Origin of the sequence: Veillonella parvula (assembly GCF_024461875.1) — a bacterium.
GTDB lineage: Bacteria > Bacillota > Negativicutes > Veillonellales > Veillonellaceae > Veillonella > Veillonella parvula_I.
Map to the genome: position 1 here is coordinate 318,995 of NZ_JANGAL010000001.1, position 23,337 is coordinate 342,331.

Below are 23,337 nucleotides of genomic sequence, written 5' to 3' on the forward strand. Positions count from 1 at the left end.
GGAGAACTGTATGCGTGTAACAAAAGCGATAAAGGCAGAGCAGTTGAAATTGTTACAAGAGCATTATTTTGATGCAAAACCTGCCCTTGAGTATACAAATGAATTTGAATTATTAGTTGCTGTAGTTTTGTCAGCACAATGTACGGATGAACGGGTTAATATTGTTACTAAACGACTGTTCCCAGAACTTAATCATCCTGCAAAGATGCTTGAAATCGGAGTTGCTAAGTTAGAGACTCTCATTAAAGATTGCGGTCTTTATAAGTCCAAGGCAAAAAACTTAATTGCTACTTGTCAAATTTTAGTTGACCGATATCATGGAGAGGTGCCTCGTGAGTTTGATCAACTCGTTGAATTGCCTGGTGTGGGGCGTAAAACAGCAAATGTTGTGGTATCCGTTTTATTTGGTACACCAGCCATTGCGGTAGATACACATGTATTTCGCGTGTCTAACCGATTAAAATTAGGTATTGCTAAGACGCCAGAAGAGATGGAACAAAAGTTACAAAAGGCAATTCCAAAAAAGGACTGGGCTGCTGCACACCACTGGTTAATCTATCATGGCCGTAGATTGTGTAAGGCTCGTAAGCCTTTGTGTAATGAATGTTTTTTAAATCATTTATGTCCTTCAGCCGGAAAGGTTTAATATGAAAGTAAATAACGAAGAATTTATTGCCCTTTGTGCTAATCATGGTATTGAGGGAATTGATATTGTAAATGAGTTAATGCGTTTTAAAGTGCTAGATCAATTGATTTCTAGTAATGCTAGCTCCCGTGAGTGGGGTGTAACGGCAGATGATTTATATGCGTTAGCAGAAAAATCCACAGTAGAATCCTTTGGTCCTGTACCATATGATTTGAATACATTCCAAGCTCTTTATGGACCATCCTTTAGAGTGGAATTGTTTGATTTTATTAGTGACACAGGCATTTTAGAAGGTCTAGATGTAGGCACTATTTGGGAAATTCCTGTTCGTGAAAGTATCGAAGCTCATAGTAAAACGGGAGAATTGGTTCTGTATGCTTATGTAGAAGAATATGCAGGCATGGTTGAAGAGATTCTTCAATCTTATGAAGATAAAAAAGTCGTTCTGTATACGGCATCTCCCGTGTGTTATAGCATTTTGACACGTTTATATCCGATGGCTCAAATCATTAATCAATGGCCTCATCGTAGCTATTTTGACCATATCTTTACAGGCACAGTTGGTATGTTCCAATCCTCTGAAGATATTGTAGAAGAGGTCGCTAACGGATTACATAACTTGGTTCCAGAAGGGACTGCTCAATTATTCTTACCTGCTACAATGGCACAAAATCAATTGGGCTTAAATAATATGGCGTTGCAATTTTTCTTGAACCAAAAACGAGTAGAAGTTATACGAGAATGGACTCCATTAGGGGCTTATGAAATCGTATATGGTAAATACGATGTAAAAAAAATGCGTGTTGGTCTTCGTGAACGTGTAGGGGATGAGTGGAAAACAATTAATTATATTCCATTACCTCATGGCGTATTTGCGCAATTGCCAGTATTTACGGTATTAAATTATGGCTTGTCCTTGCGTTCTATTTTGTTGCCCGGCGGTCAAACGGACGTAGCCTTAGGTCAAGATGGTATTTATTGCATTGATAGCCGTGTATCTGAATTAGGTCGCACTGCTCTTATTGAAAGTGGAGCTTATTTTCTTACTTTTAAACGTCATACTGATCATATTGATGTAGATATTACGACAAAAGCGCCTGTAGATGATATGTACTGGATGTTCCCAGATGCTGAATTAGTATATATGTGGTATGCCTATTTCTGCAGCACTACGGGTCAAACATTGATTCATGAAATTTCCATGCTCGTTCAAACAGATGAATCCTTTGGCTATATGCTTAGTAGCGTACGTCGTCGCGTATTAGATGTAAAGGATGAGACCCAACTAATTGAATCTGTACAGGCTGCTGACGAGGCATATATCAAGGCTGTTACGGAGGCTACAAGGAGTTGGAAAGAGACCGTAGATTCATTAGGTGCACAAGTTATGCCACCTACAGCTTCTATTGATATTGAAGATTATAGTGACTATAAAAAAGAATTGTAAATCATATAATTTTGGTTTAAAATATATCGTATCCTAAAAAATATAAACTACTAAATATAGTAGATACGAAACATAGCATATGAATATGTAAGAAAGGAGGACCTATGGCAGTTATTAATTTTGAAATCTTCAAGGTTATTGGTACTTTATCTGAAGATAAAGATGGTTGGAAAAAACAATTAACATGTACTAGTTGGGGAAAATACAATCCTAAGTTTGATCTTCGTGCTTGGGATAGTGAATATACAAGCATGAAAAAAGGTATTACCCTTTCTTTAGAGGAGCTTATTGCATTGCGTGACATCCTCAACGAAAGCGACTTGGAAGCTATTTTAGCTGAGGCTATTGAAGAAAAGCAAGCATCCAAGGAATAGTATTGGTTACTTGCATTTGTGCAGGTGTCATGCTATAATCTATAAGAATAATATTGATTGCTGGAAAGAGGTGTATAGAATGAAACAAGGTATTCATCCAGACTATAAAGAAGCTACAGTAACTTGCGGTTGTGGCAACACATTCAAAACTGGCTCTGTAAAAGAAGACCTTCGTGTAGACGTTTGCTCCAAATGCCATCCGTTCTTCACTGGTCAACAACGTGCGGCTCAAGCTCGTGGTCGTATTGAACAATTTAACAAACGTTACGGCAAATAATTTGTATTGTAATGTAACATGTATTGGCAGGGCTGTTGGCTCTGCCTATATTTGTTTATGAGAGGAGATCTTGTGAACAGAGAACGTATAAAAAAGTTTGTTGGAGGACAGGCTGTGATCGAAGGTGTCATGATGAGAGGCCCTGGCTATACGGCAACTGCCGTACGTGAGCCTGCAGGAACTATTGTAGTTCAAAAAGAGGCTACAAAGTCCATTGCTGACACATATCCAATATTGAAAAAACCATTTCTTCGTGGCTGTGTAGCTCTCTATGAATCTTTAGTGATAGGCATGAAGGCTTTATCCTTTTCTGCTAAGGCTGCTGGCGATGAAGAGGAAGAAATGTCTAATAGTGAAATCGCCATTACCATGGTCATTTCTACACTGTTTGCGATAGCTGTGTTTTTGGCATTGCCTACATTTATCGTAAAGTTCATTCCTGGTGTACAGGATAATCATATAGTATTAAATCTCATTGAAGGTATCATTCGTTTAGTACTTTTCTTACTTTATATTTGGGGGATTGGTCTTACGAAGGATATTCAACGAGTTTTCCAATATCATGGGGCAGAGCATAAAACGATTCATACTTATGAATTAGATTTGCCTTTAACTGTAGAAAACGTTCGCCAACAAAGTCGCTTGCATGCGCGATGTGGTACAAATTTCTTACTTATTGTTATGGTAGTTAGTATCTTTGTATTTGCTTTCTTGGGTTGGCCCAATTTGTTGGAACGTATCGTGAGCCGCGTACTCCTTATGCCTGTAGTAGCTGGTATTGCGTACGAGGTAATTCGTCTTGCTGGACGTAGCGATCATTCTTTTGTGAAAGCTCTTATTAAACCAGGTCTTGCGTTACAATATATGACAACGCGTGAACCAGAAGATGATCAAATTGAAGTTGCTATACGAGCTTTAGAAGAGGTCCGTCCGCCTGAGAGTGACGCATATGAAGAGGAATAAACATGTTAGTTGATAAATTACAAGTTATTGAAGATAAATTTATGGATCTTGAGCAGCGTATTAGTGACCCAGAGGTCATTGCTCGCCAAGATGAATGGCGTAAATTGACCCGTCAACATGCTCAATTATCTGAAACCGTTGAAACGTTCCGTACCTACAAAAAAGTTTTATCTTGTATTGATGAAGCTATGGAAGTTATTGAAGATAAATCCATGGACGAAGAATTCCGAGAAATGGCTCAAGAGGAATTGAAAGAGTTAAAACCTCAAAAAGAGGAATTGGAAGAAAAGTTGCAAGTTCTATTATTGCCTAAGGATCCTAATGATGATAAAAATATTATCATCGAAATTCGCGGGGGCGCTGGCGGTGATGAAGCTGCATTATTTGCAGGCGACTTGTTCCGCATGTACACAAAATATGCGGAAAGCCAAGGCTGGCGTTGTGAGATTATCGATGCTAATGAACCAGAGCTTGGTGGCTTTAAAGAGGTTATTTTCTCTGTGGATGGTGAAAATGTATACTCTAAGATGAAATTTGAATCTGGTGTACATCGTGTACAACGTGTACCGGCTACAGAAACACAAGGCCGTGTACATACATCTACCGTTACAGTAGCCGTATTGCCAGAGATGGAAGATGTTGATATTGAAGTTAATGAGAAAGATTTAAAAATTGATACATATCGTGCGAGTGGTGCCGGTGGTCAGCATATCAATAAAACTGAGTCTGCTGTTCGTATTACACACTTACCATCTGGTATCGTTGTAGCGTGTCAAGATCAACGATCTCAATTACAAAACCGTGAAAAAGCTATGCGTGTATTACGTGCTAAGTTACAGGATCAAGCTGAACAAGAGGCCATTTCTAGTATGGCTGCAGATCGTAAGAGTCAAGTCGGTACAGGTGATCGTAGTGAACGTATTCGCACCTATAATTACCCACAAGGACGCGTCACAGATCATCGTATTAATTTAACATTATATAAATTAGATGCTATTTTAAATGGCGATCTTGATGAAATTATTCAAGCCTTAAATGCTGCAGACCAAGCGGCAAAAATGCAGGAGGCCAATACAAATGCATAAGGAGATTTGGACAATCGGTCGTATTCTCCAGTGGACAGAGCAGTACTTTCAAAGCAAGGAGATGGATACACCTCGACTTGATGGGGAAGTACTGCTTTCTCACATTTTAGGCAAGGATCGTATTTATCTATATACCCATTATGACCAACCGCTTATTCAAGAGGAACTCGATGCTTTTAGACCTCTCGTTCAAGAACGAGTTAAGGGTCATTGTGTAGCGGCGATTATTGGGGAAAAGGACTTTATGGGATTGACCTTTAAGGTTAATGATAAAGTATTGATTCCTCGACCTGATACAGAAACTTTGATTGAGTATGTACTAGGCACATATCCAAAAGATAGCGATATGCGTGTACTCGATGTATGTACGGGTTCTGGTACGATATTGTTAAGTCTATTACACTACTTGCCGAATGCGTGTGGAGTAGGACTTGAAATATCTACCGATGCTTTGTCAGTGGCTGAGGAAAACTGTGAAAGGTTTAATTTAAATGATCGTGTTCAATTTATAGAATCCGATATGTTTTCTGGTTTGGTAGCTAAAACTGAGAGGTTTGACCTCATCGTATCGAATCCACCATATATCTGTACAGGGGATGCTAAATTATTGTCTCAGGACGTGTTAAATGAGCCTCATATTGCCTTATTTGGTGGTGAAGATGGACTTGATTTTTATCGTATTTTGACTAAATCATGCGGTATATATTTAAAATCGCAAGGCCGTATAGCTTTTGAAATAGGTTTTGATCAAGCTGAGGCTGTAAAGTCTTTATTAGAGGAAACAGGGCAGTATTCTAATATTCGATGTATTACTGACCTTGGTGGAAATAATCGCGTTATAACAGCTGTGTATGAGGGATAATATGGATACTCAAATTATTACAAATCCATCAGATCAAGAACTAGATATGCTTGCTTGCGCTTTGCGTAATGGTGAATTAGTGTCCATTCCTACAGAAACTGTATATGGATTAGGTGCTAATGGGTTAGATCCGGAGGCGATGGATAAAATCTACATCGCTAAAGGTCGCCCTTCCGATAATCCACTTATTTTACATGTTCCTAATAGTGAAAGTATAAAACCTTTAGTAACAGAGGTTTCAAATACGGCACAATTATTAATGGATACGTTTTGGCCTGGTCCGTTGACAATCACATTGCCTAAATCAGATTTAGTGCCAGATCGTGCTACAGGCGGGTTACCTCGTGTTGCTTTACGTTGCCCTGATCATGAGCTTTGTCGAGCTTTATTAGAGCGTGCTGGTGTACCTATAGCGGCTCCTAGTGCTAATATATCTGGACGGCCAAGTCCCACAACGGCACAAGATGTTTATCATGATATGAAGGACCGTATTTCCTATATTTTAGATGCTGGTTCATGTACGATTGGTGTAGAGTCTACTGTGGTGGAAGTTCATGATGATAAGGTCATTATATTGAGACCTGGTGGAATTACAAAAGCACAGCTAGAAGATGTTGTGTCTACTGTTGAGTATGATACTGCTCTTGTTAATGCAACAACTAAGCCAAAGGCTCCCGGTATGAAGTATACCCATTATGCTCCTGATGCACCTATGACAGTTGTTGTAGGCAGTCCAGAAGATGTAGCAAGTACTTTCAAAGCGCTTTCTGCAGAGGTAGAAGGTCCCATAGGTTGTTTGGTAAGTCATGAAACGTATAATTTGATTAAAGGGGATACACGCTTTATATGTCATTGTTTTGGCCATCATGGTGATGCGTTAGCATTGGGGCACGACTTTTATAAAAGTCTATTACATTTTAATGAAAATCATGTTACGCTAATCCTAGCAGAAGGTGTTGATGATGATGGTTTCGGTGTTGCCATTATGAATCGAATGGAAAAAGCATCGAGTCATCATATCATTTATAAGTAAATTTACTAGCATAAATATGTCCACTGATAATAGAAAAATGTCTTTACATATTGGATAGATTTGCTATAATGTATAAAGTAATCACAAAATGTGATTAAGTAAGGATGTTATTATGAATATTTTATTTGTGTGTACCGGTAACACTTGCCGTAGCCCTATGGCTGAAGGTATTACACGGGCACTTGCAGCGGAGCAACATAAGGATGTTACCACTGTATCGGCTGGGTTATTTGCCGCTTATGGCGCAGAACCAACTGAACAAGCCGTGGAAGCCGTCCGTTCCATTGCAGATATTTCTGATCATGAATCGAGACCATTGACGATGGAACTCGTGAATGCAGCAGATCTTATCATTGGTATGACGAAAGAGCACAAATCTGTACTACTTCGCCAATTCCCATTTGAGGAAAGTAAAATCAAAACGATTTCCGAGTGGGGTGGTCAAGATGGTGATGTTACGGACCCATATGGATCTGATCAAACCGTATATAATCAATGTGCGGAACAAATTTATCACTTAGTAGAGGCTGGTCTTACATCAGTGCCTCAGAAGGCGTAGGAGATGAAATTATGAAAGTTGCAATCGGTTGTGATCATGGCGGATTAAATTTAAAAGCATCCGTTAAGGAATTATTAAATACATTGGGACATGAAGTAGAGGATTTTGGCTGTCATACAGCTGATTCTTGCGACTATCCTGATATTGCTGTACCTGTAGCGAATGCAGTCGTATCTGGTCAAGTAGATCGTGGTATTTTGATTTGTGGTACTGGCATCGGTATCGGTATTGCAGCAAATAAGATAGCGGGCATTCGTGCTGCTCTTTGTCATGATACATTCTCCGCTCACGCATGTCGTGAACATAATGATGCGAATATCCTTACTATGGGTGAACGCGTTATTGGACTAGGCCTTGCTAACGATATTGTAACCATTTTTATGGAAACTGAGTTTGAAGGTGGACGTCATGCACGTCGTGTAGAGAAAATAAAAGCATTAGAGAAATAATACATCATTACTTTATAGATAGTTGTTCTATATGAGGAGGATACTCATGAGTTTCTTAGAAAAACAAGACCCTAATATTCAAGCTGTTATCAATCAAGAGTTAGCACGTCAACGCGATAAATTAGAAATGATTGCTTCCGAAAACTTTGTTTCTCAAGCAGTAATGGAAGCTCAAGGCAGCGTATTGACTAACAAATATGCAGAAGGGTATCCTGGTAAACGTTATTATGGTGGTTGTGAAAATGTTGATGTTATTGAAACATTAGCTATTGAACGTGCAAAACGCTTGTTCGGTGCAGAACATGCTAACGTGCAACCTCACTCTGGTTCTCAAGCAAACTTTGGCGTGTATTTCGCATTATTACAACCAGGTGATACTATTGTGGGCATGAACTTGTCCCATGGCGGTCACTTAACTCATGGTTCCCCTGTTAACGTATCTGGTACATATTTCAACGTAGTACCTTACGGTGTAGATGCAGAAACACAACAAATCGATTACGATGAGTTCCGCAAGATTGTCTTGGAAGCAAAACCTAAATTGATTATTGCCGGTGGTAGTGCTTATAGCCGTCAAATCGACTTCAAAAAAATGGCTGATGTAGCTCATGAAGTTGATGCTATCTTCATGGTAGATATGGCTCATTTCGCAGGCCTTGTAGCAGCAGGTTTACATCCAAATCCTGTAGAATATGCTGATATCGTTACTACAACAACTCATAAAACATTGCGTGGTCCTCGTGGTGGTATGATTCTTTGCAAAGAAAAGTATGCTAAAGCAATCGATAAAGCCATTTTTCCTGGCATCCAAGGGGGTCCTTTGATGCATGTTATCGCTGCTAAAGCCGTAGCATTTGGTGAAGCTTTACAACCTGAGTTCAAAGTATATGCACAACAAGTTATCGACAATGCAAAAGCGTTGGCTGCAGCATTGCAAGAAAAGGGTTTAACAATTGTTTCTGGCGGTACAGATACTCACGTTATGCTTGTAGACGTTCGCAATACTGGTTTAACTGGTAAAGAAGCTGAACACTTACTCGATGAAGTAGGTATTACATGTAATAAAAATACAATTCCATTTGATCCAGCTAGCCCATTTGTAACAAGCGGTATTCGTCTTGGTACGCCAGCTCTTACAACACGTGGTTTGCAAGTGAAAGATATGGAAGAAATTGCCGATATTATTGCAGTGGTTCTTAAAAATCCTGAGGATAAATCGGTCCATGAAGAAGCTAGTAAACGTGTTGCTGCACTTTGTGAAGCGTATCCATTGTACTAATCGATTATATTAAGATTGTATTATATATTTATAGTTTTATAAGTTTATAGGTAGTGTAAAAGGGGTGTGCCATAGGCACATCCCTTTCAATATTTTTATGGCATGATTTTCTAATCTGTGATAGAGTAAATATGATGGTTAATCGCTAGAATGGGATATGTATATTGTTTTATAGGAGGACAGTCATGAAAGTTAATGTTATGACACATCCATTGATTCAACACAAAGTTACATTGATGCGTGACGTACAAACAGGCTCTAAAGATTTCAGAGAACTACTTGATGAAATTACTATGTTGATGGGGTATGAAATTACACGCAACTTACCACTTGAGGATGTGGAGGTAGAAACACCACTAACTAAAATGACTGGCAAACGAATTGCAGGTAAAAAACTGGGTATTATTCCAATTCTTCGCGCTGGTCTAGGTATGGTAAATGGTATGCTTAGTTTAATTCCAACTGCAAAAGTTGGTCATATTGGTTTGTACCGTGATCCTGAAACTTTGAAGCCAGTAGAATACTACTGTAAACTACCATCTGACGTAGGGGAACGCGACTTCATCGTAACTGATCCAATGCTTGCTACTGGTGGTAGTGCAGCTGCAGCGATTACATTGCTAAAAGAAAAAGGTGCTAAACATATTAAATTAATGTGCTTAGTAGCTGCTCCTGAAGGGGTAGAAGCAGTAAATAAAGAACATCCTGATGTTCCTATTTATGTAGCAGCACTTGATGAAAAGCTTAATGATCATGGTTACATCTTGCCTGGCTTAGGGGATGCTGGTGACCGTATCTTTGGTACAAAATAAAATACAATAAAACGGCATATTTAACATATAATAAGTGGACATGACGACATACTATTAGATTGGGAACAGTAACAAATCATCTAAGGCGTATGTCGTTTTCTCTTATTTAGGGTTGAATAAAATTCACATAGGGTATACAATACAAGTGTAAAAGTATTTTTTTATTTTAGGTGGGACGGATTTTGTTCACATGGGACGAAGAACGATTCATATAATCCCAACGGGTAAAGGAGGGACCCGATGAACGAATTTCTAATGATATGTGAACGTATTGTTCCTGAAATTGTTAGCGTATTGAAGGAGCGATACAAAATACTAAACCACCTTGTTTATGAAGAGCCTATAGGCCGTAGGACATTAGCTACTGCAACGGACCTTCCTGAGCGAACCGTACGAAGTCATATTGAGTTAATGCGTGCTAATGGTCTTGTAGACATTTATAAACCAGGGATTTTTCTCACTGACGAGGGACATGCAATTGTTCCAAAGTTGCGAAATTTTTTAAATGAGCTAGATCGTATTAACGAGCTAGAACATCGATTGACTGAAGCACTTCATATCGATAGGGTTATCATCACTCCTACTGAAGGAACCTTGATGGTTAAAAAGTTAGGTTTTGCAGCAGCAAAGCTATTACAGGAATTATTAGAGCCTGACTCTGTAGTTGCCATCAGTGGTGGCAGTACAATGGCTGCAGTAGCTGAAGAGATGCCAGTATTACCATTTAATCCTATTGTTGTACCTGCCCGGGGTGGCGTTGGTGAGGTAGTGGAGTACCAAGCTAATGTAATCGCTTCTGTGTTAGCTGAAAGACTTCGCGGGTCCTATAAGATGCTCCATTTACCTGATGGACTTTCACAAGACTCATTACATATGCTCATGACTTGTGAACCGCAAATTAAAGAAATTGGAGATCTCATTAGTAGGACTGACGTACTATTATTTGGTATTGGTACTGCAATGCGCATGGCAGATCAGCGCCATATTGCTGATGATGTGCGTAAGCAGTTAATAGATAATCATGCGGTAGGTGAAGCACTTGGTCAATATTGTGACATTGAGGGTAAGTTAATTTATTCTACTAATAATATTGGTTTATCACTTCCTGATGTAGTAAAGGTTCCCAATGTTATTGCTGTAGCTGGTGGACAAGAAAAAGCGAATGCTATTATAGGTGTGATGCGAGCTTGTCAAAAAGGTATACTCATAATTGATGAGCAAGCAGCGGAGGGGATGCGTCAATTGTTACAAATTTCTGCCTTATAGGCGAATTAGTAGTTATAAATTTTAGTTTGAAATTTGGTTAAAATTTTTGTTATTAGGAGGATTTAACAATGGCAGTAAAAGTTGGTATTAACGGTTTTGGTCGTATTGGTAAATGTGTAGTTCGCGCAGCGATTAATAATCCTGACGTTGAGGTTGTAGCAATTAATGCAACTGGTGATAATGAAGGTACTGCATTATTGTTAAAATACGACTCCGTACATGGTACAATTCCTAACGAAGTAACATTCGACGAAGAAAATATCTATGTTGATGGCAAAAAAATCCGCGTATTCCACGACCGCGATGCTTCCAAATTACCTTGGTCTGAAGAAGGCGTAGAAATCGTAATTGAATGTACAGGTAAATATCGCGATGCAGAAGAAGCAAAAGTTCATTTAGAACAACCTACAGTTAAAAAGGTATTGATTTCTGCACCTGGTAAAAATGAAGACTTAACTATGGTTATGGGTGTTAACCAAGATATGTACGATCCTGTAAAACACCATATCATCTCCAATGCATCTTGCACAACAAACTGTTTGGCTCCATTCGCTAAAGTATTATGCGATGAATTCGGTATTAAACGCGGCATGATGACTACTATTCATTCCTATACAAATGACCAAAAAATTCTTGATGCACGTCATAAAGACCCTCGTCGTGCTCGTGCAGCTGCTATGTCCATCATCCCTACAACTACTGGTGCAGCAAAAGCTGTTGCTAAAGTATTGCCTCAATTAAAAGGTAAATTAGATGGCTTCGCATTGCGCGTTCCAACTCCAGACGTATCTGCAACAGATCTTGTTTGCGAACTTGAAAAACCGGCTACTAAAGAAGAAATCAATGAAGCATTCCGCAAAGCAGCAGCTGGTGAATTAAAAGGTATTCTTGGTGTATCTGATGTACCATTGGTATCCTGTGATTTCAGCTCTGATCCTCGTAGCTCCATTGTTGATGCTGATTTGACAATGGTTATGGATGGCAACATGGTAAAAGTTGTTTCTTGGTATGACAACGAATGGGGTTACTCCGAACGTCTTATCGACATGGCCGCATTTGTAGCAAGCAAAGGCTTATAATCAGGAGGCTTTGATGAAACAAACAATTGAAGGTTTACAAGTAGCTAATAAAACAGTATTTGTTCGTGTTGATTTTAATGTTCCTATGAAAGACGGTGTCATCACTGATGACACTCGTATTCGTAGTGCATTACCTACTATCAATTACTTAATCGAAAAAGGGGCAAAGGTTATCCTTGCTTCTCACTTTGGTCGTCCTAAGGGAGAACGCAAACCAGAAATGTCTTTGGCACCATGTGCTAAGCATTTATCTGACCTTATCAACAAGCCTGTAGCATTCGTAGATGACTGCATTGGTCCTAAAGTTGAAGAAGCTGTAAAAGCATTACAATCTGGTGATGTATTGATGCTTGAAAATTTGCGTTACCACAATGAAGAAACTAAAAATGAACCTGAGTTTGCTAAGCAATTGGCATCTCTTGCAGATGTTGCTATCAATGATGCGTTTGGTGTATCTCACCGTAATGCGGCATCTGTAGTCGGTATTGCTGATTATATCCCTATGGCAGCAGGTTTCTTGCTCAAAAAAGAAATTGACGCATTAAGTGCAGCTATAGTACATCCCAAAACACCTATGGCAGCTATTATTGGTGGCGCGAAAGTTACAGATAAAATCTCCGTTATTTCTAACTTATTGCCTAAAGTTGATGTAATGATCATCGGTGGCGGTATGGCTAATGCGTTCATTAAAGCACAAGGTTGTAATATTGGTAGCTCCTTATTTGAAGAAGGTCAAGAAGTTATTGCTACAGACCTTGTTATGGAAGCTCGCGTAGCAGGTGCTAAATTACTGACACCTATCGATGCTGTAGTAGCAGATGCTTTCAGCAACGATGCTAATACTAAAATTGTAGATGTTGATCAAATCGAAGACGGCTGGATGATATTAGATATTGGGCCTAAAACCCGCGAACTTTATGTAGAAGCATTGGCGCCAATGAAGACTATTATTTGGAATGGTCCTATGGGCGTATTTGAAATGGAAAACTTTGCAGCTGGTACAAATGCAGTAGCGAAAGCTGTAGCTGAATCTGATGCGATGATTATCGTTGGTGGTGGTGACTCTGTAGCAGCCATTGAAAAAAGTGGTTTAGCAGATAAAATTAGCCACATCTCCACAGGTGGCGGTGCATCTTTAGAATTCTTAGAAGGCAAAATCCTACCAGGTATTGCTGCATTGTCCGAGGCATAATATGAGAAAACTCATTATTGCAGGGAATTGGAAAATGAATGGCACCATTGCATCTGGATCAATTCTGATCGAAGCGTTTAACAGCGTGTTACAAGATATGGAACTGTTCTGTGATGTAGTTGTATGTCCGCCTTTTACAGCTATCGAACGTGCTGTAGTATTGACGAAAAATACAGCTATTGAAGTAGGTGCACAAACTATGGATTATCATGATGCTGGTGCGTTTACTGGTGAGATTTCACCACTTATGCTTACAGAAGTAGGCGTTAATTATGTAATCATCGGTCACTCTGAGCGCCGTGAATATTATGGCGAAACAGATGAGACCGTTAATGCAAAAATTAAAAGTGCATTTCATCATAATTTGAATCCTATTGTCTGTGTTGGTGAAAGTTTAGAACACCGTGAAACAGGTCATACACTTGACTGGATTACATCTCAACTAGAAGGGGCGTTGGCTGATATTCCGAAAGAACAAGTCAGTCAATTGATTATTGCGTACGAACCAATTTGGGCTATCGGTACTGGCAAGACAGCAACGGCTGATCAAGCTGAAGAGGTATGTAAAGAAATCCGCAATTACATTCGATCTCTATATGATGATGAAACTGCTGATGCAGTACGCATCCAGTATGGTGGTAGCGTTAAATCAGAAAATGCATTAGAAATCCTTGGAGAGCCTAATATTGATGGTGCTCTTGTAGGTGGTGCATCCCTTGTGGTTGACGAATTTATTGATATTATTAAAGCGGCGAATCAAGTAAGCGCTTAATATGAGGTTAGAAATGGCTAAATTAGAGGCTCCCGTAATGCTAGTCATCTTAGATGGCTTTGGATTGGGGGATCAAACAGATACAACCAATGCTGTAGTACAGGCGAAGCCGCTCTGTTTTAATCAATTATGGGATACGTATCCACATACGACATTAGAAGCATCAGGGCTTGCGGTAGGCCTTCCAGAAGGTCAAATGGGGAACTCTGAAGTAGGCCATTTAAATCTTGGCTCTGGTCGCATCGTGTATCAAGATTTGACACGTATTACAAAAGATGTTGAGTCTGGTGAGTTTTATAGTCGCCCAGTTATGCGTGAGCTATATGAAGTGGCTAAAAAGCAAAGCTTACATCTTATCGGCCTAGTGTCTGATGGAAATGTTCATTGCTCCTTAGATCACATTAAGGCAGTCATTAAAGGAGCTCATGATAATGGAATCGAGCATGTGTATGTCCATGCTTTGCTCGATGGTCGTGATGTAGCTCCACAATGTGCACAAGGCTATTTAAAGGACTTAGAAGCGTATATGGCAGAGGTCAACTGTGGCAAAATTGCTACAGTTAGTGGTCGCTATTATGCGATGGACCGCGATAATCGTTGGGACCGCGTTGAATTGGCATACAATGCCATTGTAAATGGTCAAGGTGAAACAGCTGGGTCTGCTTGTGAAGCGGTGCAACAGTCCTATGATAAAGATGCAGCAGATGAGTTTGTACTTCCTACGGTGATTGATGCTGCAGGGACTATCAAAGATGGAGATGCGGTTATATTCTGTAACTTCCGCCCAGATCGTGGTCGTGAACTTACAAAAGCACTAGTATTACCTGATTTTGATGGCTTTAAACGGAAGCCACTATCTATATATATGGCAACTATGACAAAATACGAGGATGGTTTGCCCGTACATATTGTGTATGAAAAGGATACATTATCTGAAACATTAGGTGAAGTTCTAAGTGCAGGTGGTTATCGCCAATTGCGTATTGCGGAAACAGAAAAGTATGCTCATGTTACATATTTCTTCAATGGCGGTGAAGAGGAACCCTTTGAAGGTGAGGACCGCATTCTCGTAAAATCCCCTCAAGTGGCAACCTATGATTTACAGCCAGAAATGAGCGCTTATGAAGTGACCGATAAGGTTGTACAAGCAATTCAAGATGAAACGTATGATATGATTATTTTGAACTTTGCTAATCCAGATATGGTCGGTCATACGGGTAGCTTTGAAGCCGCCGTTAAAGCGGTTCAAGCAGTAGATACTTGTTTAGGTCGTATCGTGGAGGCTATTCGTAACAAGAAAGGTCATCTGTTAGTTACAGCAGATCATGGTAATGCAGAGCTTATGGTTAATCATGAAACAGGTAAGGTACATACGGCACATACAACGAACTTGGTTCCTTTAATTTTAATGAGCGACAGTTTAAAAACAGCTACATTAGAAGCTGGTAAATTATGTGACATTGCTCCTACATTATTAGATTTAGCTGGGATACAACAACCAACAGCCATGACAGGTCACAGCTTGGTACATAAAGCATAATATGGAGCTTTCACTATATTAGTAGTTAATTAGAGTTATAAGCCTATAAGGTTAAGCTCAATATATATAATGGCTGTCAGATGGCAGTTATTCCATTAGATTTTATGAGGTGAAGAAATGGCAGTAATTGAACAAGTCATTGCAAGAGAGATTTTAGATTCCCGCGGTAATCCAACAGTTGAAGTTGAAGTATGTTTAGAAGATGGTACTATTGCGACAGCAGCAGTTCCATCTGGTGCTTCCACAGGTATGTTTGAAGCCGTAGAATTACGGGATGGAGATAAATCCCGTTACTCCGGTAAAGGTGTTTTAAAAGCTATCGATAATGTAAATGCTAAAATCGGTCCTGCACTTATCGGTTATGATGCTACAGAACAAGTAGCAATCGATAACTTGATGTTGCAACTTGACGGTACAGACAATAAATCTAACCTTGGTGCAAATGCAATTCTTGGCGTATCCATGGCAGTAGCTCGTGCGGCGGCTGAATCTTTGGACTTACCATTATTTGTATATCTTGGTGGCTTCAATGCTAAAGAGTTGCCAGTTCCTATGATGAATATCTTGAATGGTGGCGCACATGCAGATAACAACGTAGATATTCAAGAATTCATGATCATGCCTGTAGGTGCTGAATCTTTTGCAGAAGCTCTTCGCAGCTGTGCAGAAGTATATCACACTTTGAAATCCGTACTTCATAGCAAAGGTCTTAGCACTGCAGTAGGTGATGAAGGTGGTTTTGCTCCAAACTTGGCATCTAATGAAGAAGCATTAGAGGTAATTTGTGAAGCAATCAAAACTGCTGGGTATGAACCTGGTAAAGACTTTAAATTGGCTCTTGATTCCGCATCTTCTGAATTCTACAAAGATGGTGTATACAATCTTGCTGGTGAAGGTAAAGTTAAAACAGCAGCTGAAATGGTTGACTTCTATGAGTACTTAGTAGGTAAATACCCAATCGTATCCATCGAAGATGGTCTTGCTGAAGAAGATTGGGACGGTTGGAAATTGTTGACAGATCGTCTTGGCGATCGCGTACAACTTGTTGGTGACGATTTATTTGTAACTAACACAAAACGTTTGGCTCGTGGTATTGAACTTGGTGTAGGTAACTCCATTCTAGTAAAAGTTAATCAAATTGGTACCCTCACTGAAGCTTTCGATGCTATGGAACTTGCTAAACGTGCTGGTTATACTTGCGTAGTCTCTCACCGCTCTGGTGAAACTGAAGATACATTCATTGCTGATATTGCTGTAGCTGTAAATGCTGGTCAAATTAAGACTGGTGCACCGGCTCGTTCTGAACGTGTAGCGAAATATAACCAATTGCTTCGCATTGAAGAAATGTTATATGAAACAGCACAATATAAAGGTAATGATGTTTTTTATAACTTAAAATAAGATACGTATTATCTAACAGTTTAATAAGGGCGCCCTTCGGGGCGCCTTTTTTGTATGTCCAAAAATAGAAAAGTTTTCGCTTCGTGGATTTTTAAAAATAAAAGAGGGATTTAGAGGCTGATGTCGAAACCTATAACGCCATACGCTAGTGTGAGGTAAAAACATACCGCAAGGTATTGGAGGTGACCATGTATGTAGACGTAACATTAGACGATATTATCTTGTATGCTTTAGAACACCATGTAAGCGATATCCACTTTGATCCCGTTAAAACTGGTGCTCATGTTCGGTTACGACAAGATGGACTGCTGCAACATTACATGACTGTATCATTTGAGGAAGCTGAACTCATTATCAATCGCATCAAGGTGTGTAGTTCTCTAGATATCAGCGAGAAGCGTTTACCCCAAGATGGTCGTTGGGCTTGGAGTCATAAAGATAAGTCTGTAACAATGCGTGTGTCTACATTGCCTAGCCTATACGGAGAAACCTTAGTATGTCGCCTTATGGGTAATGAAGGGAGCCATAAAGATTTAAAAGCGCTAGGGATGCGAACAGATATTTTTGAGCATATTGCACAATTATTGAAACGTCCTTATGGCTTGTTGCTTATCTGTGGGCCGACTGGCAGTGGTAAGACAGCCACCTTATACGCCATGTTACGCATGCTTAATTTAGAGGAAACAAAGTTAATCTGTCTCGAAGATCCTGTAGAGGCTGAAATAAAAGGGGCTATCCAAATTGGTATCAATGAAAAGATTGGCTTTACCTTTGCTAAAGGTCTTCGGTCTGTATTACGGCAAGATCCAGATACGATTATGATTGGTGAAATTAGGGATAAGGAGACCGCAGAGCTAGCCGTTAAGTCTGCTTTAACGGGGCATCGCGTATTATCTACTATACATACCAATACAGCTATAGGCGTTGTAACACGACTCATGGATATGGGCGTAGAGCCGTATTTAATACGGGCTACATTAATGGGAGCTATTGCACAACGGCTAGTACGAAAATTCGATGGTACAGTATATCAAGGACGGACTGCTTTATTTGAATACTTAGAAATACCTGCTAATTTGGCTCATTGGGACCAATTAGAAACACATTTATTATTGTCATTAGAAGAGTCTGCTCGTGAGGCCGTATCTCAGCATGTTACATCTATAGAGGAGGTGCATCGTTGTGGACTTATGCTGTAAAAGTGAAAGTTTAGAAACTATTGTAGAAAAGGCAATACAATTATCATCAACAGATATTCATCTACAATGTGGGCAGCCTATCTATTTGCGATATGGTGATGGATTAAAGGCTACTTCGTTTATGTGTACTACAGAATTAATCGAGGATATCTTGCGCCGTTGTGGTATAGCCTCCTATGAGTGGCAGTCTCTTGATGAGGCTTGTTCCTGTTGTGGTGTGCGGATCCGTATTCATCTATATCGAGCTAATCAGACTATATGTGGTACATTGCGATTACTCTGTCATCAACAACTAAAGTTAGATGACAATAGTGAGGGGCAACTGCTACAAAAATTATGTGAAGCACATGATGGTCTATTGCTTGTTTGTGGACCTACAGGCAGTGGTAAAAGTTTTACCTTAGCTTGTTGTATTGATTATATTAATCAGACTATGGAGCGTCACATTATTACCTTAGAGGACCCCATAGAATTTGAGTTTGCACCTAATAAGTCTTTGATCCATCAACGACAATTAGGTGCTGATATCAATACTATGTCAGATGGTATTCGAGATGCCTTACGAGAGGATCCGGATGTCATTATGGTAGGCGAACTTCGAGATCGTGAAACCCTTGAAGCGGCACTTCATGCGGCAGAGACTGGTCACCTTGTAATGGCGACTATGCATACACAGCGTGCAGTGATGGCGGTTCACCGCATGATTTCTCTATTTCCTGGGGAGCAACAAGAAGAGATACGCAATCAAATATCTCAAGTGTTACGGGCCGTTATATGTCAGCGTTTACTTCGATGGAATAAAAAGTTCATTACTATTCGTGATATTTTGCTAAATACCCATGCAGTAGCAAATTTGATACGGACCCGTAAGGAACCACAAATCATATCTATTCAAGAAACGCAACTTCCGATGAAAACATTAGAAATGGCTGTGCGAGATGTAAAGGCACAATATGGAGCCCAACAACAATTGCATACCTTGCTTGATCAACAATTATCGTAGGTGAATATATGGAGGCTTATGAATATGTCGTAAAAAATAATCAAAATGAAACAGAAAAAGGTTTGATGTGGGGGGATTCAGAACAGGAAATTGCAATACGGTTAAAACGAGATGGCTATAAAATTTATAGGATATCGTTGCAGGATAAAAAAAAGAAACATAAATGGAATCATACTATGGTGGTAGATGTGACTTATCAATTAGGTCTACTCATTGAATCTGGTGTTCCATTACGGCGTGCCTTACAGTTACTCTGTCAGGGGAAACGAGGACTACTCTATACAGCTTTATATGAATCTATAGAGCGTGGTCAGACTTTATCACAAGCTTTACGAAGTGAAGGATGTTCTCCTATTGCTTTGGCTTTACTAGAAAGTGGTGAAGCAGCGGGCACCTTGGGTGAAAGTTTACAATATATATCCCGTCACTATGATTGGGAAAGGCAGCTGAAACAAAAGGTTATAAGTGCTATTTCTTACCCTTTATTTCTTCTTTTAATGATGAATATATTTTTTCTAGTCACCATTTTGTTTATTATTCCTTCATTTGAAAATGTATTTACCACTATGCATATTACATTACCTTTGATGACGCGAGCTCTTTTTGTATTAGGACAAGGGTTAAAATCGCATCCTCTAATGGTAATAGCTATACATTGTGTTGTAATAGGTTCCTTAGCATTTGCTTATAAACAACATAGTATAAAGTGTAAAGTACATCGTTGGCTTTGGCTATTGGCTCACCGATACCAATGGAGTACTTGTGTGTACTATACGAGCATGTTAAAAGTTTGGGCTCTCTTACTAGATTCTGGTATCTCTATTATTCACACCATGAATATTACTCGCCCTTTGTGGGGGAATATATATGGTGCTGAATGTAGTGAACAGGTGGAAGCAAAGTTATTATCAGGACACTCATTTGAAGAAAGTTTGCGTAGTGGTCAAATAGGAAATTCTTTTATATGGCAAATGATCTCCATTGGAGAAGAGAGTGGCGAATTAGTAAAAATGTTAAACCACTGTGGATACTACTATGAATCTATACTTTCAAAATATATTGCTCGTTTAGAACGATTGTTGGAACCGATTCTACTAACCGTAATGGGAATTGGTGTAGCCGTATTAGTTGTATCTGTTATGTATCCCTTATTTACGTCCATTGCCAACTTAGGAGGGCAATAGACAATGTTATTACTTAACTATTAAAAAGGAGGATATTATGAATTCTGTTATGCATATGATTCATGAAGCGAATCATCGATTAGAAATGTGCGGTCAATGGATCGTAGATCGATTACATATTTCTCGTGTTCGAGAAGGGTTTAAGAAATCGAGAAAAGGCGGATTTACTCTCGTTGAATTAATGGTTGTAGTGGCGGTTATCGCTATACTAGCAGCTATTGCGATGCCACAATTCTTATCTGCTGCGGATAAAGCTCGAAACGCTAAGGAAACAGCAGATATTCAAATTATAAAAAATGCCACTCAGTTGTATATGATTGATAAAAATGTCGATACACCTCCAACAGTAGAAAATTTATATAAGGAAGGTTATCTTACTGAACATGTTAAGACTGCAAAAGGGAAAGAATACACTATTACTTATGAAGCAGTCAGTGGTGGGACCTCAAAATCTGTTGTTGTTAAAGCACCTAATGAGCCTTAATTAACTTGTATAGGTTATGAATTACATACGTTAGTTATATGAAAGGACAAGGTATGAAAGGGACCAATTATGTAATAGGCCTTTTTGTATATATAGCATCTATAGTTCTGCCTATTATAGTTTCATCAAAAGCAATATCTTATACTCACATTGCTTTGTATGCTGTGTTTTCACTCATCATCATAGCAGGTGCTACCATCGATATGCATTACTATATATTGCCCGATGAAGGAGCGCTAGCTCTTGTAATAGGAGGGATTATGTATAGCTATATAAATGATAAATCTATGTTAGTAACCGTGTTAAGTGTTATGAGTGTAGGGGCTATTACATATGGACTTCGTTTGATCAGCCATAAAGGTTTTGGCATAGGAGATATTAAATGGTTTTCTGCTATTGCAATGTGGCTCTCGCCATGGGAAATTATATGTTTCTTTTACGTAGCATTTTGTGTTGGTTCTCTCTATCTCTTACTAACAGGTTATCGTAATCGATATATCCCATTTGGTCCCTTTTTATGCTTTGGTGGATGGTGTGCCTTACATGGGGGTTCCTATATGGAGGTGCTTTACCAATGGTTAAGGTACAACTTATAAATCGTCAAAGTGGATATTTGCTGGCGGAATGGATTATTACGCTTGGTTTAATTTTACTGCTCATCTCTATTGCTTTACCTATTGTAATAACACCTAGTCGTTATACCTTAAATGGTACTACGCAAGAGGTGGTGTATATGCTAAAGAAAGTTCAACTTTGGTCTATGCTAGGGCATAAATCTAATGGTAAAGGGAGAATGCTTTTTATATTAAATAAGGACAGTTACACCTTAGAGGAAGATGCCAATCATCATACGGTAAACATATCATTGCCGTCAAATATTGAGAGCACGCGGTCTATGACTATTATTTCTTTTTCAGCTTTAGGCTTACCTTATGATGGGACAGAAATTATTTTGAAAGATCGTGAAAGTGGTGAGAAAAATCGCATATGGATATCTGTACAAACGGGGCGTATTAGGTGGGAAGAAGTGCACTGAAGGATTTATGTATGGTGATGCCTTAATATCAGCTGCTATAATCATGCTCATTTTACCTATTGTATTATCTATATTTTGGATGGCTACTCTTACGGTATATAAGGCGTATTATTGGGATCATATATTGCAAGATACCATAACGTATTTAGAAAAGGCTAAAGCTTCTTACTATAAAACTGGAACAATAGAAGCAGGTGTATATAACTCTCAATTCACTATGAGTCCTAGTGAAAAAATTACTTATAAAACACATATAAAGCCTGTAGTGATAGAAGGTGTATCTTTACAACGATTAACAGTAGATGCCATCGATAATCAATCTGTTGTCTACTCTCTATCAGTTGATTTGGAGGGGATACATTGAACGGCGAGGATATAGAAAAGGTAATTGGAAAGAATAAAGAATACAAGCAGAATCCCATAACAGATAGAAATAAAAATAGAAATGATATGGGTTTTATTTTGTATTCTACACTTATTAGTATGATGATTTCTATCATAGTCCTTACCTTATTGTTAGGTATCGTATTCTATGCAGTTATGTGGGATGCTAAATTACTTGATAGTGTAGCTATGATGGAGGATGGTCGATATACACGGCGTATGGTTGTGGCTCATATGATATGGAATCCTGTGAAGGTTACTGTAGAAGATCGTAATACAAGTTTATATATTCACGATACAAAGCGCACAACCTTAACTGTACAACGTCATGCATTATACAGAAAATTAACGGATGGTAGCTTGCAACCTGTCAGTGGTAGTCGAATTGTAGGAACTACAGATAAAAGAAATGTGGGCTATACCCAAGAATACCCTTTTAGTGTAGATACTAATGGGACCGTGTATTTACGTTGGTATATTAATAATCGTTTTGTTAATGATAGAAAATACACAAGTGGTTATGGAGGATTATCCATATATGAGGTCTCTGTTGGACAGAGTGCTATTTATGATTGGTATACAAGTAAAGAGGAGACAGATTATGAACGTAGGAGCCCATAACGCGGGCTTTATTACATATATAGCGATACTTACAATGTCCTTTTTATTATTATTAGCTTTTATGGGGCTGCGTATAGGACAAATATGTGAAAGTAATGTGGTAGACGAATTGCATTTGGAAGAGGCTCATTACGCGGCACAGAAAGGTGTTCATTGGTTTGTGGGCTATTGTAAATTAGGAAATGTATGGGACTTTCAAAATAAATTAGTTGTGATAGATGATGAAAATGTAGAGATTACTATTGAAGCAGACCAATCAACAGATAATCCGCGACATATTATGAGTTATGGAAAATTGAAAAATAGTGAAATCGTGAGTCGTGTACATATGTATGTGACCGTAGATAAAGAAAAACATATGCATGTTATAAAGGTAAAACCTTATTGAGG

27 protein-coding genes are annotated in these 23,337 nt (G+C 38.9%); all 27 read left to right on the top strand.

Annotation, left to right across the window (positions count from 1 at the left end; all coding sequences use genetic code 11):
• The first annotated feature begins 10 nt into the window (after positions 1 to 10).
• The 27 genes from nth to NE668_RS01590 all read left to right on the top strand — a co-directional run bounded on the left by nth (position 11) and on the right by NE668_RS01590 (position 23,335).
• Complete coding sequence (gene nth / locus NE668_RS01460) at positions 11 to 646, top strand: endonuclease III (protein ID WP_004696192.1); 636 nt, start codon at positions 11 to 13, stop codon at positions 644 to 646.
• 1 nt (position 647) lies between these two features.
• Positions 648 to 2,093 (top strand): hypothetical protein, encoded by a 1,446-nt coding sequence (locus NE668_RS01465; RefSeq protein ID WP_227037040.1) that lies wholly within the window; start codon positions 648 to 650, stop codon positions 2,091 to 2,093.
• A gap of 104 nt (positions 2,094 to 2,197) precedes the next feature.
• The gene (locus NE668_RS01470; RefSeq protein ID WP_004696187.1) at positions 2,198 to 2,467 is read left to right on the top strand and encodes a YdbC family protein; all 270 of its coding nucleotides are present in this window, start codon (positions 2,198 to 2,200) and stop codon (positions 2,465 to 2,467) included.
• A gap of 79 nt (positions 2,468 to 2,546) precedes the next feature.
• Positions 2,547 to 2,744, top strand: coding sequence for a 50S ribosomal protein L31 (gene rpmE / locus NE668_RS01475; protein WP_004696185.1), 198 nt, complete (start codon positions 2,547 to 2,549; stop codon positions 2,742 to 2,744).
• Positions 2,745 to 2,801: 57 nt separating this feature from the next.
• Positions 2,802 to 3,707, top strand: a complete 906-nt coding sequence (locus NE668_RS01480) for a DUF1385 domain-containing protein (protein WP_060919733.1) — start codon at positions 2,802 to 2,804, stop codon at positions 3,705 to 3,707.
• A gap of 2 nt (positions 3,708 to 3,709) precedes the next feature.
• On the top strand, positions 3,710 to 4,792 hold the full coding sequence (gene prfA / locus NE668_RS01485; protein ID WP_227037039.1) for a peptide chain release factor 1: 1,083 nt from the start codon (positions 3,710 to 3,712) through the stop codon (positions 4,790 to 4,792).
• The gene (gene prmC / locus NE668_RS01490) at positions 4,785 to 5,654 is read left to right on the top strand and encodes a peptide chain release factor N(5)-glutamine methyltransferase (RefSeq protein WP_227037038.1); all 870 of its coding nucleotides are present in this window, start codon (positions 4,785 to 4,787) and stop codon (positions 5,652 to 5,654) included. Before prfA ends, prmC begins: the two co-directional genes overlap by 8 nt.
• Position 5,655: 1 nt before the next feature.
• Entirely contained in the window at positions 5,656 to 6,687 is a 1,032-nt protein-coding gene (locus NE668_RS01495; protein ID WP_227037037.1) for an L-threonylcarbamoyladenylate synthase, read from the top strand.
• Positions 6,688 to 6,799: 112 nt separating this feature from the next.
• Complete coding sequence (locus NE668_RS01500; RefSeq protein WP_227037036.1) at positions 6,800 to 7,246, top strand: low molecular weight protein arginine phosphatase; 447 nt, start codon at positions 6,800 to 6,802, stop codon at positions 7,244 to 7,246.
• Between the two features lie 11 nt (positions 7,247 to 7,257).
• Positions 7,258 to 7,695, top strand: a complete 438-nt coding sequence (gene rpiB / locus NE668_RS01505) for a ribose 5-phosphate isomerase B (protein ID WP_227037035.1) — start codon at positions 7,258 to 7,260, stop codon at positions 7,693 to 7,695.
• Between the two features lie 46 nt (positions 7,696 to 7,741).
• A complete protein-coding gene (gene glyA, locus NE668_RS01510; RefSeq protein ID WP_227037034.1) occupies positions 7,742 to 8,974 on the top strand; it encodes a serine hydroxymethyltransferase in 1,233 nt (410 codons plus the stop codon).
• A gap of 185 nt (positions 8,975 to 9,159) precedes the next feature.
• On the top strand, positions 9,160 to 9,786 hold the full coding sequence (gene upp / locus NE668_RS01515) for a uracil phosphoribosyltransferase (protein ID WP_008601199.1): 627 nt from the start codon (positions 9,160 to 9,162) through the stop codon (positions 9,784 to 9,786).
• A gap of 240 nt (positions 9,787 to 10,026) precedes the next feature.
• Positions 10,027 to 11,052, top strand: a complete 1,026-nt coding sequence (locus NE668_RS01520; RefSeq protein WP_012864497.1) for a sugar-binding transcriptional regulator — start codon at positions 10,027 to 10,029, stop codon at positions 11,050 to 11,052.
• 68 nt (positions 11,053 to 11,120) lie between these two features.
• The gene (gene gap, locus NE668_RS01525) at positions 11,121 to 12,131 is read left to right on the top strand and encodes a type I glyceraldehyde-3-phosphate dehydrogenase (RefSeq protein WP_174892263.1); all 1,011 of its coding nucleotides are present in this window, start codon (positions 11,121 to 11,123) and stop codon (positions 12,129 to 12,131) included.
• Positions 12,132 to 12,144: 13 nt separating this feature from the next.
• Complete coding sequence (locus tag NE668_RS01530) at positions 12,145 to 13,323, top strand: phosphoglycerate kinase (RefSeq protein WP_227037033.1); 1,179 nt, start codon at positions 12,145 to 12,147, stop codon at positions 13,321 to 13,323.
• 1 nt (position 13,324) lies between these two features.
• The gene (gene tpiA / locus NE668_RS01535) at positions 13,325 to 14,095 is read left to right on the top strand and encodes a triose-phosphate isomerase (protein WP_227037032.1); all 771 of its coding nucleotides are present in this window, start codon (positions 13,325 to 13,327) and stop codon (positions 14,093 to 14,095) included.
• A 13-nt stretch (positions 14,096 to 14,108) separates the two neighbouring features.
• Complete coding sequence (gene gpmI, locus NE668_RS01540) at positions 14,109 to 15,635, top strand: 2,3-bisphosphoglycerate-independent phosphoglycerate mutase (protein ID WP_227037031.1); 1,527 nt, start codon at positions 14,109 to 14,111, stop codon at positions 15,633 to 15,635.
• A 117-nt stretch (positions 15,636 to 15,752) separates the two neighbouring features.
• Entirely contained in the window at positions 15,753 to 17,036 is a 1,284-nt protein-coding gene (gene eno, locus NE668_RS01545; protein WP_227037030.1) for a phosphopyruvate hydratase, read from the top strand.
• Between the two features lie 188 nt (positions 17,037 to 17,224).
• Positions 17,225 to 18,235 (top strand): GspE/PulE family protein, encoded by a 1,011-nt coding sequence (locus NE668_RS01550; protein WP_004696151.1) that lies wholly within the window; start codon positions 17,225 to 17,227, stop codon positions 18,233 to 18,235.
• A complete protein-coding gene (locus NE668_RS01555) occupies positions 18,219 to 19,238 on the top strand; it encodes a type IV pilus twitching motility protein PilT (protein WP_004696149.1) in 1,020 nt (339 codons plus the stop codon). The genes NE668_RS01550 and NE668_RS01555 overlap by 17 nt, the downstream gene beginning before the upstream one ends.
• Before the next feature lie 8 nt (positions 19,239 to 19,246).
• Entirely contained in the window at positions 19,247 to 20,422 is a 1,176-nt protein-coding gene (locus NE668_RS01560; protein WP_227037029.1) for a type II secretion system F family protein, read from the top strand.
• Between the two features lie 37 nt (positions 20,423 to 20,459).
• Positions 20,460 to 20,906 (top strand): competence type IV pilus major pilin ComGC, encoded by a 447-nt coding sequence (locus NE668_RS01565; protein WP_004696145.1) that lies wholly within the window; start codon positions 20,460 to 20,462, stop codon positions 20,904 to 20,906.
• A 53-nt stretch (positions 20,907 to 20,959) separates the two neighbouring features.
• A complete protein-coding gene (locus tag NE668_RS01570) occupies positions 20,960 to 21,502 on the top strand; it encodes a prepilin peptidase (protein WP_004696142.1) in 543 nt (180 codons plus the stop codon).
• On the top strand, positions 21,481 to 21,942 hold the full coding sequence (locus tag NE668_RS01575; protein WP_227037027.1) for a hypothetical protein: 462 nt from the start codon (positions 21,481 to 21,483) through the stop codon (positions 21,940 to 21,942). The genes NE668_RS01570 and NE668_RS01575 overlap by 22 nt, the downstream gene beginning before the upstream one ends.
• A 7-nt stretch (positions 21,943 to 21,949) precedes the next feature.
• A complete protein-coding gene (locus tag NE668_RS01580; protein WP_004696139.1) occupies positions 21,950 to 22,306 on the top strand; it encodes a hypothetical protein in 357 nt (118 codons plus the stop codon).
• Entirely contained in the window at positions 22,303 to 22,947 is a 645-nt protein-coding gene (locus tag NE668_RS01585; RefSeq protein ID WP_227037025.1) for a hypothetical protein, read from the top strand. The genes NE668_RS01580 and NE668_RS01585 overlap by 4 nt, the downstream gene beginning before the upstream one ends.
• Positions 22,928 to 23,335 (top strand): hypothetical protein, encoded by a 408-nt coding sequence (locus tag NE668_RS01590; RefSeq protein ID WP_021148255.1) that lies wholly within the window; start codon positions 22,928 to 22,930, stop codon positions 23,333 to 23,335. Before NE668_RS01585 ends, NE668_RS01590 begins: the two co-directional genes overlap by 20 nt.
• Positions 23,336 to 23,337: the final 2 nt, after the last annotated feature.

Bases quoted from the DNA above. Each gene is read 5' to 3' on its own strand.
- NE668_RS01480 (WP_060919733.1), top strand. From the start codon at position 2,802: ATGAGAGGAGATCTTGTGAACAGAGAACGTATAAAAAAGTTTGTTGGA.
- rpiB (WP_227037035.1), top strand. From the start codon at position 7,258: ATGAAAGTTGCAATCGGTTGTGATCATGGCGGATTAAATTTAAAAGCA.
- NE668_RS01470 (WP_004696187.1), top strand. From the start codon at position 2,198: ATGGCAGTTATTAATTTTGAAATCTTCAAGGTTATTGGTACTTTATCT.
- NE668_RS01500 (WP_227037036.1), top strand. From the start codon at position 6,800: ATGAATATTTTATTTGTGTGTACCGGTAACACTTGCCGTAGCCCTATG.
- tpiA (WP_227037032.1), top strand. From the start codon at position 13,325: ATGAGAAAACTCATTATTGCAGGGAATTGGAAAATGAATGGCACCATT.
- NE668_RS01465 (WP_227037040.1), top strand. From the start codon at position 648: ATGAAAGTAAATAACGAAGAATTTATTGCCCTTTGTGCTAATCATGGT.
- NE668_RS01550 (WP_004696151.1), top strand. From the start codon at position 17,225: ATGTATGTAGACGTAACATTAGACGATATTATCTTGTATGCTTTAGAA.
- NE668_RS01560 (WP_227037029.1), top strand. From the start codon at position 19,247: ATGGAGGCTTATGAATATGTCGTAAAAAATAATCAAAATGAAACAGAA.
- NE668_RS01575 (WP_227037027.1), top strand. From the start codon at position 21,481: ATGGTTAAGGTACAACTTATAAATCGTCAAAGTGGATATTTGCTGGCG.
- glyA (WP_227037034.1), top strand. From the start codon at position 7,742: ATGAGTTTCTTAGAAAAACAAGACCCTAATATTCAAGCTGTTATCAAT.
- gap (WP_174892263.1), top strand. From the start codon at position 11,121: ATGGCAGTAAAAGTTGGTATTAACGGTTTTGGTCGTATTGGTAAATGT.
- NE668_RS01580 (WP_004696139.1), top strand. From the start codon at position 21,950: ATGTATGGTGATGCCTTAATATCAGCTGCTATAATCATGCTCATTTTA.
- prfA (WP_227037039.1), top strand. From the start codon at position 3,710: ATGTTAGTTGATAAATTACAAGTTATTGAAGATAAATTTATGGATCTT.
- NE668_RS01495 (WP_227037037.1), top strand. From the start codon at position 5,656: ATGGATACTCAAATTATTACAAATCCATCAGATCAAGAACTAGATATG.
- NE668_RS01565 (WP_004696145.1), top strand. From the start codon at position 20,460: ATGAATTCTGTTATGCATATGATTCATGAAGCGAATCATCGATTAGAA.
- NE668_RS01570 (WP_004696142.1), top strand. From the start codon at position 20,960: ATGAAAGGGACCAATTATGTAATAGGCCTTTTTGTATATATAGCATCT.
- rpmE (WP_004696185.1), top strand. From the start codon at position 2,547: ATGAAACAAGGTATTCATCCAGACTATAAAGAAGCTACAGTAACTTGC.
- gpmI (WP_227037031.1), top strand. From the start codon at position 14,109: ATGGCTAAATTAGAGGCTCCCGTAATGCTAGTCATCTTAGATGGCTTT.
- eno (WP_227037030.1), top strand. From the start codon at position 15,753: ATGGCAGTAATTGAACAAGTCATTGCAAGAGAGATTTTAGATTCCCGC.
- NE668_RS01590 (WP_021148255.1), top strand. From the start codon at position 22,928: ATGAACGTAGGAGCCCATAACGCGGGCTTTATTACATATATAGCGATA.
- NE668_RS01520 (WP_012864497.1), top strand. From the start codon at position 10,027: ATGAACGAATTTCTAATGATATGTGAACGTATTGTTCCTGAAATTGTT.
- NE668_RS01530 (WP_227037033.1), top strand. From the start codon at position 12,145: ATGAAACAAACAATTGAAGGTTTACAAGTAGCTAATAAAACAGTATTT.
- prmC (WP_227037038.1), top strand. From the start codon at position 4,785: ATGCATAAGGAGATTTGGACAATCGGTCGTATTCTCCAGTGGACAGAG.
- upp (WP_008601199.1), top strand. From the start codon at position 9,160: ATGAAAGTTAATGTTATGACACATCCATTGATTCAACACAAAGTTACA.
- nth (WP_004696192.1), top strand. From the start codon at position 11: ATGCGTGTAACAAAAGCGATAAAGGCAGAGCAGTTGAAATTGTTACAA.